The organism is Planifilum fulgidum, from assembly GCF_900113175.1.
GTDB lineage: Bacteria > Bacillota > Bacilli > Thermoactinomycetales > DSM-44946 > Planifilum > Planifilum fulgidum.
The window spans coordinates 15,773-28,588 of record NZ_FOOK01000038.1; the positions used below are offsets into that span (position 1 = coordinate 15,773).

The 12,816-nt window shown below is 58.2% G+C and carries 8 protein-coding genes and 1 pseudogene; 5 read left to right on the forward strand and 4 right to left on the reverse strand.

What is annotated here, in order from left to right; all coding sequences use genetic code 11:
- Positions 1–442: 442 nt before the first annotated feature.
- Entirely contained in the window at positions 443–2,770 is a 2,328-nt protein-coding gene (locus BM063_RS15460; protein WP_245752306.1) for a glycoside hydrolase family 3 N-terminal domain-containing protein, read from the reverse strand.
- Between the two features lie 449 nt (positions 2,771–3,219).
- On the opposite strand from BM063_RS15460, the gene BM063_RS15465 reads away from it, so the two are divergent.
- Entirely contained in the window at positions 3,220–3,681 is a 462-nt protein-coding gene (locus BM063_RS15465) for a 3'-5' exonuclease (RefSeq protein WP_218154452.1), read from the forward strand.
- Between the two features lie 161 nt (positions 3,682–3,842).
- Here the strand turns inward: BM063_RS15465 and BM063_RS15470 are convergent, their stop codons facing one another.
- The gene (locus BM063_RS15470; protein WP_092041103.1) at positions 3,843–4,343 is read right to left on the reverse strand and encodes a DinB family protein; all 501 of its coding nucleotides are present in this window, start codon (positions 4,341–4,343) and stop codon (positions 3,843–3,845) included.
- Positions 4,344–4,562: 219 nt separating this feature from the next.
- Between BM063_RS15470 and BM063_RS15475 the strand changes: the two genes are divergently transcribed.
- Complete coding sequence (locus BM063_RS15475; RefSeq protein ID WP_092041106.1) at positions 4,563–5,777, forward strand: DegT/DnrJ/EryC1/StrS family aminotransferase; 1,215 nt, start codon at positions 4,563–4,565, stop codon at positions 5,775–5,777.
- A 162-nt stretch (positions 5,778–5,939) separates the two neighbouring features.
- Positions 5,940–6,185: pseudogene (locus BM063_RS15480) on the forward strand (PTS transporter subunit IIC); the annotation flags it as partial.
- A 403-nt stretch (positions 6,186–6,588) separates the two neighbouring features.
- Here the strand turns inward: BM063_RS15480 and BM063_RS15490 are convergent.
- A complete protein-coding gene (locus BM063_RS15490) occupies positions 6,589–7,203 on the reverse strand; it encodes a VanZ family protein (RefSeq protein ID WP_092041115.1) in 615 nt (204 codons plus the stop codon).
- Positions 7,204–8,028: 825 nt separating this feature from the next.
- Here BM063_RS15490 and dacB point away from each other — a divergent pair.
- Both dacB and BM063_RS15505 read left to right on the forward strand, forming a co-directional pair.
- Positions 8,029–10,899 (forward strand): D-alanyl-D-alanine carboxypeptidase/D-alanyl-D-alanine endopeptidase, encoded by a 2,871-nt coding sequence (gene dacB, locus BM063_RS15500; protein ID WP_143085400.1) that lies wholly within the window; start codon positions 8,029–8,031, stop codon positions 10,897–10,899.
- Entirely contained in the window at positions 10,896–12,392 is a 1,497-nt protein-coding gene (locus tag BM063_RS15505) for a family 10 glycosylhydrolase (protein WP_092041124.1), read from the forward strand. Before dacB ends, BM063_RS15505 begins: the two co-directional genes overlap by 4 nt.
- A gap of 205 nt (positions 12,393–12,597) precedes the next feature.
- Here the strand turns inward: BM063_RS15505 and BM063_RS15510 are convergent.
- A partial coding sequence (locus BM063_RS15510) for a transposase (protein WP_143085401.1) occupies positions 12,598–12,816 on the reverse strand: 219 nt, incomplete at its 5' end.

Genomic DNA, 12,816 nt, shown 5'->3' on the forward strand with positions numbered 1-12,816 from the left:
GGAGCGGCCCTGGCGAAGCTCACCTTGAGGCACACCTTCGCCCCTGAGGCTCACACCGGATCCATTCATGGCAAATCGGGAAGATGTGCCGGCCTTTGCGCCTGCCGCCGAGGAGGCGAAGGAAGCGGTACAAAGAAATTCAAAGTCCGCTGGTCATCCCGGTGGGAAGAGAACGATCCCTCCGGAACAAAGGAACAGGCTTTCCGGCTGAAAAGGAGATGTTTCCCATGCGAAACTGGAGGTGGTCCCCGGCGCAAGGCACATGGTTTCGCAGAACCACGAATGGATGATGAAAGCCCTTGAGGCCCTGACGAGATCATGGATTGAAAAAATGCGGTGCGGGCAAGGCAATTCCCCGTTCATGAAGCTAGGATGCAAAAAGGAAGGGGCGCGCCGTCCCGACCTGTCGGGGTGGCGCGCCCCCGCGCTTATGCTCCTTCTTTCATTTCGAGATGGTGAAGGTTTTCTTGAGGTTGCCGACTCTGAGCTGGTACGTGCCGGGTTCCACGACCCGCTTTTCCGTTCCCAGAATGTCACCGGGGATGACGGACAGGCGGGAAACGGGGATGTCGAGGGTCACCCGCTTGCTTTCCCCGGGCTTGAGGGAAATGCGCTGAAAGGCGACCAGCCGCTCGACCGGGCTCAATACCGACTGGTATTGACGGTCCGCGTACACTTGGACGATCTCGTCCCCCGCCTGGTCCCCCGTGTTGGTCACGGTGACCGAAACCCGAAGCGTGTCCTTCGGTTTGGCCGACTTCGGCACCTGGAAGTTTTCATAGCGGAAGCTGGTGTAGCTCAGCCCGTAACCGAAGGGGAACAGGGGGTCGTAGGAAGCGCCGGGCTGCCGGTTGTAGAAGGTGGGCAGCTGGCCGATCCGCTTCGGCCACGTGGATGCCAGTTTGCCGCTGGGACTGACATCACCGAAGAGGATGTCCGCCAATGCGCTTCCCCCCTCGGTGCCGGGCAGATAGGCCATCAGGAAGGCGGGAACCGATTCGATGGTCTCTGTCATCACAAGCGGCCGGCCCGCCACGAGGACCACCACCACATCTTTCCCGGTGTCTTTGAGGGCCCGGATCAGCTTGGCCTGGGACGGGGGAAGAGCGGCCGTGGTGGTGTCCCCTTCTCCCTCCGCATACGGAGTTTCCCCGACCGCCGCAATGACGACATCCGCCTTCTTGGCGGCGTTCACCGCTTTTCGGATCGCCTTGTCCACGGCTTCGGGATCATCATCTTGATCTTCCGGCGGCACTCCCGGTTCATAGAGAACCCGGGTGTTTTTCGAACCCTTTCCTTTGATTCCTTCCAGGAGAGTGACCGCAGGCGGCATTTCGTCCGGGTTTTCCACCCCCTGCCAGCCGATGGTCCAACCTCCCATCTGATTGGCCGGGTTGTCGGCGCTGGGGCCCGTGACCAATACGGTGGAAAGATCCTTTTTCAGGGGAAGCAGGTTCTTCTCGTTTTTCAGAAGCGTGATGGACTGGGTGGCGGCGCGGCGGGCCAAATCCCTGTCCGCCCGGTCCACGATGATTTCCTTCGCTTTTTTCTCGTCCACGTAGGGGTTTTCAAACAATCCCAGCCGGAATTTCAGGGCCAGGATTCGGCTCACCGCCTCGTCGATCCGCTTCTCGGAAACCTTTTTCTCCCTCACCAGTTCGATCAGGTTCTTGGTGAATCCTTCGGCGTCCAAGGGGACCATCGACATGTCGACGCCGGCGTTGATGCTGATGCGGATCGCCTCTTTGTAAGAGGGGGCGATTTTGTGCACGGTGTGCAGCTTGATGATGTCTTCCCAATCGGATACCACGACACCCTGGAAGCCCAGCTCCTTCCGCAGGACATCCCGCAGCAGGTACGGTGAGGCGTGGACGGGGATGCCGTTGACCGATCCGCTGTTGACCATGATGGTCTCCGCGCCGTCTTGGACGGCCCGTTCAAAGGAGGGGAGGAAGATCTCCCGCAGGGTCCGGAGGGAAAGCTCCGCCGGCGCCCGGTCCTGTCCGTTCAGAGGATGGGAGTACCCGACATAATGTTTGGCGGTGGCCGCCACCCGGTCCGGCGAGGAGAGCTTGTCCCCCTCCAGTCCGGTGACGGCGGCGCCGACCATTTCGGAGGCGAGGAGGGGATCTTCGCCGAAGGTTTCATAGTAACGGCCCCACCGCAAATCCCGGGCGATATCGGCTCCCGGGGCGAAGTTCCAGTGGATGCCGGTGGCGCGCACTTCCTTCGCCGTTCGCTCGTAGACTTCCCGGACGAGGGAGGGATTCCAGCTGTTGGCCAGTCCGATGTTGTGGGGGTAGATCGTGGCGCCCAGGACGTTGTTGTGGCCGTGGACGGCATCCACCCCGTAGATGATGGGGATCTTGAGCCGGGAATGCTGGAGGGCGTATCGCTGCAGGGCGTTGGTCATCTTTGCCCACTCTTCGGGGTTGTTGGGCACCGGAGCGGCGCCGCCCCCGCTGAGGATGGAACCGACGTGATTGTCGACAAACACCTTTTTCATCCATTCCTCATTCAGCGGGCCCCGGTCCCATTCGTCCTCGCCCATCAACCGCGTCACGTTGATCTGCGTCATCTGGCCCACTTTTTCCTCCAGGGTCATGCGCTTCAGCAGGTCCTTGACCCGTTTTTCCACGGGCAGCGACGGGTCCAGGTACGGCGGCTTGGAAGGGGGTTTTTCCGCGGTGGCGATGGCGAAATGGGTGCCCGTCAGGGCGACGGAAAGGGCGGTGACCAACATCAGCAGCGAAAATTTGCGCCTGTTCACGCAGATCACCTCTGAAGCGGTAATTCATTCGAAGACAATATTCTCCGAATAGTGTACCAAATCCTGCAATTTTTACCGTTTTTGGCGACACCCTGCTGTCATAATCCCTCGAAACGCGGTCGACTTTGTCAGATATTCCTTCACCTCGGACACCGACGATGTGAAGAGGATCCCCTTCATACTTCCACTATATACTAAGGGAGGAAAAGGATATTGTGATACTTTACACAAATACTTTGACAATTTCATGTCATTCGCCGCGAAAAGGAACCGGACTATTGCTGCCATGAGAAGCCTTGGAGAATTTGATGTTGGTGAAGGGGGACGTAAAGTGCCTTGGCCATTGCAACATAACGAGGCGGTTCCCCCTTCGGCAGCTCCCCCTTCGGTCAATGATGCGGCTCTTAGAGGTTTTTTTAAATCGAATTGAATTCGAAGCTAAAGAGTTTATGGATACAAATTACAAAATAGAACTCATGAAGCAAACATTTGAGTATTACGCCCTAAAGCAAAATATAGAATATACAGGCGCAAAGGTAACGGTGTCTACAGTCCATGGGGCCAAGGGATTGGAGTGGGATTTTGTCTTTCTTCCCGATATGGAGAAATCGTTATTTCCAAACTACAATTCTTTGTGTGGTGAGTGTTTATTTCGATCCGATTGCAAACTGAAGATCAATGATGGAAATGAAGAGAAATTTATAAATGAACTGAGCGTTTTTTACGTTGCCGTCACACGCGCAAGGAAAGAAGTAATATTCTCAGCAAGCAAGACACAGCTTGATCGATATTGGAATGTTAAAACTACTAATGTAAGTTGTTTACTGCGTATGCCAGGTATTCACTTAAAACGCTTTGATTCAAAACAGTTTTGTGTTGAGAATCTAGCTCATACTTGGGTAAGTCTTTAGGGTCGGTGCAGTTGTGGTAATTACACCGACCCGTATGATCACGTGAACATATTCTCTGATTTTGATGAGGCTATCTCCTGCTTGATCAACTGAAATGTAAAATCTGAGTAACCGGGAAAAACGACCCAATGGCGGACGTTAAAGAGAGCTTACTTGGAGTACTAACGGATGGAGTACAAGTAAATGATGTAATCCGTCCCAACTCCTTGGTAACCCGCTTGCCGCAACATCGCCGTCAGGTTTCCCCGGTGATAGGTTCCGTGGTTGACCACGTGGCGCACCAGATCCGAAAGATTAACGCTCGTTTCACCGTAATGAGGATGTTTGAGCGGAATGGGCCCGTCTTGCTGCTCCCGGAGGAACGACCGGTACTGCTCGGACAATCGGGCAAACCGCTCCTCCATTTCTTCCAGGCTGATCCCCTTCATCTCATCAGTCAACCGGTTTCCCAACACCCTGGACTCCTCGAAGCTTTTTCCCGACATCCCGGCAAACCACATGTGGTCGACAATGTATATGTGAGCGAACACCTGAGAGATGGACGGGAACACGCTGGTCATCTCCCGGTGCCACAGCTCCCCGGGCAGTTTCTTCAGGTGATCGAACCATCGCTGGTTCGCCCACACATGGTAGTCGTAGAGGTAAAGTGACGGATTTTCCATTTTGCAGCCCCCCTGAACGGAAGATCAAATATTTCCGTAAATTTTACCCTTTTTTAGATATCAAGGGATATTTGCGTCCCATTTTTCTCGTCGACCATTTATTGACGCTCTGATAGATTGGAAAGCGAAGAGAGGTCCGGACGGAGGAAGGCCCTGAAAGGGCGGATTGGAAAGGCGGCAACGGCCCTTTTCGGAATGGAAAGAGGGGGAGGCGATGGGATGAGCCGTTTGGCCCTGTTGGGGGGAAAGCCCCTGAGGGAGAAACCGTTTCCGCGGTGGCCGGTGTTTGGAGAGGAAGAGGAACGGGCGCTGATCGAGGTGCTCCGATCGGGCAAATGGGGCGCGTTGGACGGGGAACGGGTGAAAAGGTTTCAGGAGCGGTTCGCCGCTTTCCAGGAAGCGAAGTTCGGCGTCTGCGTGGTCAACGGGACCGTCGCCCTGGAGGTGGCGCTCCGGGCGGCGGGGGTGGAACCGGGCGATGAAGTGATCGTGCCCGCTTACACTTTTATCGCCACCGCCACGGCCTGCCTGGCGGTGGGGGCCCGCCCGGTGTTTGCCGATGTGGACCCGGAAACCCTGCAGATCGATCCCCGGGATGCGTCGAAAAAGGTGACGGAAAGGACCCGGGCGATCATTCCCGTTCACCTGGGCGGTCATCCCGCCGATATGGACGCCGTGGGCGATTTGGCCCGCAGGTACAACCTGATGGTGATCGAGGATGCGGCCCAGGCCCACGGGGCGGCCTGGCGGCAGCGGCGGGTGGGGGCGATCGGCCATCTGGGCGCCTTCAGCTTCCAGTCCAGCAAGAACATGACCGCCGGCGAAGGGGGAATCGTGCTGACGAACGACGAGCGGTTGGCGGATGCGGCCTGGTCCATCCACAACGTCGGCCGGGTGCAAAAGGGCAAGTGGTATCAGCACGAACGGATCGGCTGGAATCTGCGGATGACCGAATTTCAGGCCGCGGTGCTGCTTTGCCAGCTGGAGCGGATGGAGGAGATGATCCGCCTCCGGGAACAAAATGCGGCCGCCCTGAGCCGGTTGTTTGCGGAACTTCCCGGGGTCCGCCCCGTCGGGAGTGATCCGCGGGCGACGACCCACGCATGGCATTTGTACCTGTTTCGCTATGACCGTCAAGCCTTTTCCGGCCTTTCCAAAGAAGGCTTTGTCCGGGCCCTTCAGGCGGAGGGCATTCCGGTGTCCCCGGGCTATGTGCCTCTGAATCGCAACCGGGCGATCCGAAGGGAGCTGGCCAAACGGTTCGGCGCCGGGGAGGAGGCGATCCCGCCGTGTCCGGAGGCCGAACGGGCCGGCGACGAGGAGGTGCTCTGGTTTCCCCAGCGCGTTCTTCTCGGGTCGCATCGGGATCTGGCCGATGTGGCGGAGGCGATCGATAAAGTGCGGCGTCACGCCGCGGAGTTGGTTGGGGCTTAAAGCCATATAGCCCCGTCCTCCGCCGAGGTTTTGCGCAAACCGGCCCTGTCGGGGCCGGTCTTTTTTGATTGATACAATTTTGCCGCATTGAAACCGGAAGAATCGCATTGAAACCGGAAGAAAGATGTATATGACAGGCGGTTTTTCGGTTATGTATCCCCGCTGATCATCCCCGGGCCGGTTCCCCATTTCTTCACCGGAGCGGCGGCCGGAGTGTTCGGCAACGCCACCGGCGGACGCCGCGGCGCCGTTTTGGGGGCCTTTGTCAACGGGCTGCTCATCAGCTTCTTGTCCGCCCTGCTCCTGCCGGTGTTGGGGGACATCGTCTTTGAGAACACCACGTTCGGAGACGCGGATTTCAGCGTCGTGGGCATCAACATCGGGTATCTCGCCCAGCGGCTTAAGTGAAAGGTCTTCCGGCCCCTGCCCGATCCCGGCTTGCGCAGATGCGCTTTCGGGTTTCCTTCAAAGTGAAACCGGCTTCTCCCCAAAGAAGCCGGTCTTTTTCTTTTCCGCTTAAGGCCGGCTACGGGCCTTTTTTTCGCGATCTCACATTTGCAACCAGTTTCATCATTCCTCCCCCGATCAGCAGGAGGGCGAGCAATGCGTCCAACCATGGAAGGTGAATCATCGTCCAGCCGAAAGGGTCCCAATACAAAAGGATGCCGAGCGTCACGAGCAACAGCGGTCCGATCCACCATCTCCACTTTAAATATAACCGCAACCCTTTCCAACCCGGCCCCTCCATTTGCGCACCCCGCTCCGTTTCGTGAAGATCGTCGGGATTACCTTAATTATCTTAAACAATTCCTCATTTGCCAATGTTTTTTACACTTTGACCCGTCAGGACGTTGTGGATGTGGCTCCATACGCTCTTGGTGGGTTCGTCTTTGGACACAGATTTGCGGTAAATCCAGGCGAAAAAGCAAAACAGCGCATATCCAATTGCCACACCTGAAAGGTTCAACAAAACATCGTTGATGTCAACGGTTCTGTAAGGAAATTGGTACAGCAAGGATATGACCAACTGTACAAGCTCAATCGTGAGCGCAAAAAATAATCCTCTCCGCAAAATGGATTGATAATTGCTTTTAACGAGAAACGGCAATCCGAATCCAAATGGTATCCCAAGAACAATATTTCCAACTACCTGGATCGACAGCAAATAGTCAATCGACATTCCCCGGAGAGGAATGAGATTTATACTGGACATCAGATTTGCATCACTCCTAAGGAGTTCAAGCAAGTCCGGATCAAACCAAAGAGGCAAGACAGTGTATCCCACTGCATAAATCAGGTATATGTAGAAGACGGCAAAGCATATCAAGTAACCGCTTGTTCGCCCTTTCTTTTTCTTCAAATAGATAAGAAGTGGAACAAGGATGATCATAGCAAGCGGGATGATGCTTTCGATATCGATTCTCACAAAAAACCATCCCTTAAACGGCCTGGCAGAGGTTCAACCTTTGCCAGGCCATAAATATTGTGTTTTTGACGGGTGGTTAATGTGCCTTGACGTCCCGCCGTCATTGTTTGATTTTCATGCTTCGATATAATTAACGCCTGTTGGCACGCGATCACATGCTTTGGAAAAAGTTACATTCAACGAAGTTCTTGTTTTGCAGACAATATGCAGATGGTGTCATCGATGATTTCGTCTTTATTAGCTGTTACGGAGGATGGACCGGCCGCTCCTGCAGCTTTTTTATAAACGCGGAGACCCCCTGAATTCGTAAGGGAACCTGCACGAAGTCCGCAAGTTGCCCCGTTTTTCTTTCCGTTGACATAATAATGGTCCATCGTGAAGGAATAACCTGAATGGTTGGCAAGAGAGATGGCCATTGCCCTTTGCACATATTTTACCAGACGACCGCGGTGTGAAGGAACCCGTCAAGTGCGAAGCCTAGGGAACCGAAGGGAGAGGCGCGCTTCAGGAGGGCGGCCGGCAAAAAGTGCGGCATGGCCGAAGGACGATCCCCGCCTTCCACCGGAGGCGGGACCCGCCTCCCTCTTTTCCGGATGTCCCGGTTGGCGGAACATGGCGCATTTCCGATGATCTCTTCGATTGTCCGGGGAAAATTTCCGGAATGGGATTGCATTTTTTACGGATTCGACAATAATAGACATTATTTTCACAAGAATTCGTTTATTATAAAAATAGTGGGGTGTGGCTCCGCCGGGGGCGGAACGCCACCCAACACTTCGGAGGGCAGTGCCGGAAGAAACCTGGAATCGATGGGAGGGCGGAAATGTGAAGCGTTTGCCTCGCGCGCTCCTGGTCCTGACGCTTGCGCTGTTGACGGCTTTTTGGACGGCTGTGCCCGCATGGACGGCGGAGGCCAAGGCGGGGGATCTCCTTGACCGAACCCTCCGCCATTATGTGGAGGAGCTGAAGAAGAATCCCTCCGCCCGGGGGATGGTGGTCGGCTATGAGGCGGTTTCGCTGGATCGGGGGGAATCCCTTGCGTCCCTGCGCGCCGAAAAGACCTTTGTCCCCGGGCGCGTCCTGCAACTGTTGACGGGGGCGGCGGTCCTCGACGGCTTGCCGGAAGGGATGCGCATCCCCACGGAAGTGTATGTGGACGGACAGCTGTCGGGCGGAACCCTGAAGGGGGACATCATCCTGAAAGGGTACGGCGATCCGTCCCTCAGCGCGGATCGGCTGGAGGATCTGGCCGAAGCGCTGCGGAAAAAGGGGATCCGTCAAGTGCGGGGCGATTTGATCGTGGACGATTCGTTTTTTGACGGGGAGCGGCTCGGGACGGGGTGGATGTGGGACGACGAACCCTTTCCCGCGAGCGCCCAGATCGGCGCCTTGTCCGTCGAAGGAAACACCGTCTCGGTGAAGGTGACGCCCGGGCGGCCGGGAAAGCCCCCCCACATCCAGGTCTCTCCGGCTCCGGACTACGTTCGCGTGATCAACCGGGCGAAGACGGTGCCCGGCGGCGGACAAGCCTTGACCATCGACCGGACGCGGGCGAAAAATGAATTGGTCATCACGGGAACGATCGGCAAGGATCACCCGGGGATGAAGGTGCGGCGGACGGTGGAGGATCCGGCCCGCTTTGCGGGGGCCGTGTTCCGGGAGCTGCTGCGCCGGGAGGGAGTGAAGATGCACCCGGGATCGCGGATCGTCGCCGGAGAGAAGGGGCCGGAGGCGAAGCGGGTCGGCAGGGTGGTTTCGCCGGAGCTGGACCGGCTTTTGGAACACATGGTGCGGGAGGGAGATTCCTTCTACGCGGAGATGTTGCTGAAACAGCTGGGGGCGAACGCGGCCGGGGAGGGCAGCTTCGAGGCGGGCCTTGAGGCGGTGGAGGATTTCGCCCGCCGAATCGGGATGGATACGGGGTTCGCCCAGGTGGACGGATCGGGCCTGTCCCGGATGAATGTGATTGCCCCGGCTCATCTGGTTCAGCTTCTTGCGGCCATGGAGAAGCACCCGGAAAGGGAGCGCTTCGATGAGCTGCTTTCCGCATCGGGAACCTGCAAGCCCCTCGCGGGCCGGATCAAGGAAAAAACCCTGCGGGTGATCTGCGGGGAGGCGGACGGCTCCGCCGGGATGGCCGGCATCGTGACCGGGCGAGGGGGCGACCGGATCGCCTTTGCGGTTTTGGCGAACGGGGTAAGTGACCCAAGCGCCGCCCGGGCGCTGTTGGGCCGGATCGGTGCGGCCCTCGCCGCTTACCCGGAGCTGCCGGATCCGGGGGACCTGCCGGAGGAGAAGGTGTATCCCCTTTCCGGACTCCTTGACCCGCTCCTGGAAGAGGAGAGTTATCGGGGCGCGATCGCGGGAGTGCTGGTCCGTTCAATGGACCGGGGAGAAACCCTGTACGCCCGTGACGCGGAGGCGCTTCTCACGCCGGCGTCCAACACCAAACTGTTCACCGCCGCCGCCGCGCTGGACGGTTTGGGAGCCGATTACCGTTTCAAGACGGAAGTTTACCGAAGCGGCTCCCTTGCCGGTGGCGTGCTGGACGGCGATGTGATCATCAAGGGTTTCGGGGATCCCACCCTGGCCACCGAGGATTCGCTGCGGGTGCAGGAGGGACCCACCGTGGAGGCCATCGCCCGGGATCTGAAGAAACGGGGCATTCGCCGCATTTTGGGCGATATCGTGGTGGATGCGGGAGCGTTTTCCGGGGAGGTGTACGGAGCGGGATGGGCCTGGGATGACGAGAGCGGATATTACCAGCCCCAGATCAAGGCCCTTTCGATCAACCGGGGGACCGTCCGCTTCGATTACCTTCCGGGGGAGAAGCCGGGCGATTCGATTCGGCTGCAGCTGACACCCGAAACCGATTATGTGGAGGTGATCAACGAGGCGGTCACCGGTCCGGAGAATTCCAAAAACACCCTCCGGCTTGAGCGCGACCGGGGAACGAACCGGATCCGGATCACCGGGAGTCTCCCGCTAAATTTCAGCGGGGATTACACCCGCGTCCCGGTGGAAAATCCCCATCTGTATGCGGGGCAGGTGCTGAAGGAGCGATTGGAGGAGGAAGGGATCGCCTTTGCCCCCGGCAGCCGGGTGAGGGAGGGCCAAAAACCGGCCGGCGTCAAACGGCTCGCCACCTACGAGTCCCCTCCCCTTTCGGAAGTGGTTCATTACATGAACAAGGCGAGCGACAACTATTACGCCGAAATGATTCTCCGGACCCTGGGCATGGAGAAAACGGGGAAGGGAACGGCGGAGGGCGGCATTGAGGCGGTGATGAAATATGTGACGCGTTCTGGCGTGGATCGCCCTTTCAACCTGAAGGACGGATCGGGACTGACCCGTTACAACCGGGTTTCCGCGGAACAGATCGTGAAGTTGCTGTCGTCGGTGGCCGAGCAGCCGATCGAAGAGCCCTTTGTCCAGTCCCTGCCGGTCGCCGGCGTGGACGGAACGCTGAGCAGCCGGATGCGCGACACGGCCGCCGCCGGCAATCTGCGCGGCAAAACGGGGTCGCTGACCCGCGTGAGCGCCCTTTCCGGCTACCTGCGCACCCGGGACGGCGAGCGGATTGTCTACGCCATCCTGTTGAACGGGCATTCGGAAGGGTCCCTCAAGAGTTTGGAGGATCGCATCGGAACGGCCCTGGCGGAGTATTCCAGGAACGAACAGGAGGGAGAGCCGTGAGGAAATGGATTGCGTGGATCGCCCTGATGTCGGTGCTGATGCTGGCCGTCCATCCGGCTTCGGCGGCGGAATCTTCGCAGGAAAAGGAGTTTCGCGCCTTCTGGGTCGACGCCTTCCATGACGGGATCAAAACCCCCGAACAGGTGGACAAGCTGGTCGCCGACGCCCGGAAGGCCAATGTGAACGCCTTGATCGTCCAGGTCAGGCGGCGCGGGGATGCCTACTTCAACCGGGCGCTGGAGCCCCGTACGGAGGATCCCGCCCTGCAGCCGGGCTTTGACGCGCTCCAATACCTGATCGACAAGGCCCACGGCGGATCGCCGCGAATCGAAGTGCACGCCTGGCTGGCCACGCTGCCGATCTGGAACTCGGCGACGCCGCCCAAATCCCCCGATCACGTGTTCAATCAGCACGGACCGTCGGCGGAAGGAAGGGACTACTGGCTGATGACCCGGGTGGACGGGGCGGAGCGGAGCGGGAGCGACTACGTGCTGGATCCCGGCCATCCGGACGCGGTGGAATATACGGTGGAGCAATACCTCAACGTCGTCCGGGAATATGACGTGGACGGGATCCACCTCGATCTGGTCCGCTACATGGGAGCCGACTGGGGTTACAACCCCACCAGTCTTGAGCGGTATCGGGCGGAAACGGGCGCCGTCGGCACCCCCGATCCCCAGGATGAAAGGTGGAAGCAGTGGCGGAGGGAACAGGTGACCAATCTGATGCGGCAGGTGTATCTGCGTTCCATCGCCATCCGGCCGGACATCAAGGTGAGTGCGGCGGTGATCGCCTGGGGGAAGGGGCCGGCCAGCGAGGAGGAATACCGGCAGTCGGCGCCGATGCAGCAGGTGATGCAGGATTGGAACGGTTGGCTTTCGGAAGGGATCATCGACATGGCCATCCCGATGAACTACGACCGGGAACACGAGCCCGATCAGAAATTGTGGTTTGACCAGTGGATCACCTGGGAGAAGGACCATCAATACGGCCGGCACATCGTCATCGGGCCGGCGGCGTATCTCAACTCCATTTCGGGCACCCTGGACCAGATCCGGCGGGCCCTGGCACCTTCCCCGAGCGGGAACCGGGCGGCGGGGGTCAGTCTGTACAGCTATGCGGAAACGAACAAGGACGGCATCTCCAACGACGTCTTTTATGCGGCCCTTTCCGGCCCCAGTCCCTACGGCGAGCCGGTTTTCCCCGGGAGGGCGGAGGTTCCCGACATGCCCTGGAAAACCGACCCCAATAAAGGGTTCCTGATGGGCAGGGTGAAGGATGCGCGCGGTCCCGCGGACGGGGTGAAGGTGAAAATCCGGGGACCGAAGGGCATCGTCCGGGAAGCGCGCACGGACGGCAACGGCTTTTTCGGATTCACGGATCTTTCCCCCGGAAGCTATGTCATCCAGGTGGACAAGCGGGTGGCCGCGGCGAAGGTGACCAAAGTGAAAGCCGGGAAAGTGGCCGAAGTAAACATGCAACTCATCAAATGAAAACCAAAACGGCGGTCGGATGGGGTTTCTGCGTTTTGGATCGGCACCAACCCTCGGGCGCGGGATGGGCCGGGGCCGTTCCCGGCCGACCCACACAAAACCGGCTTCCTGAAGGAAGCCGAGATTGATGACAAACCCCCTGGCTCTTTTCGCAAGAAAAGCGCCAGGGGTTGCATGTTTATGGGAAATAAACAGATAAAGGAAATTAGATTTGGTAAATTAGGCGGATCACAAAGCCTTTTCCTCTCTTCGAGAGGAGCAAGGCCATTTTTTTGATGTTTTGAGCCACGGCAATAAGGAGGCATTGCTCTCTGACTTTGGCAAGCCCCCTGTAGCGTGCATAACGAAGCCCATGAAGTTCTTTGGCGTCAGCGAAGCTGCGCTCAATGGTCTGACTCCGTCGTTTATACAGTTGTTTGCCCCT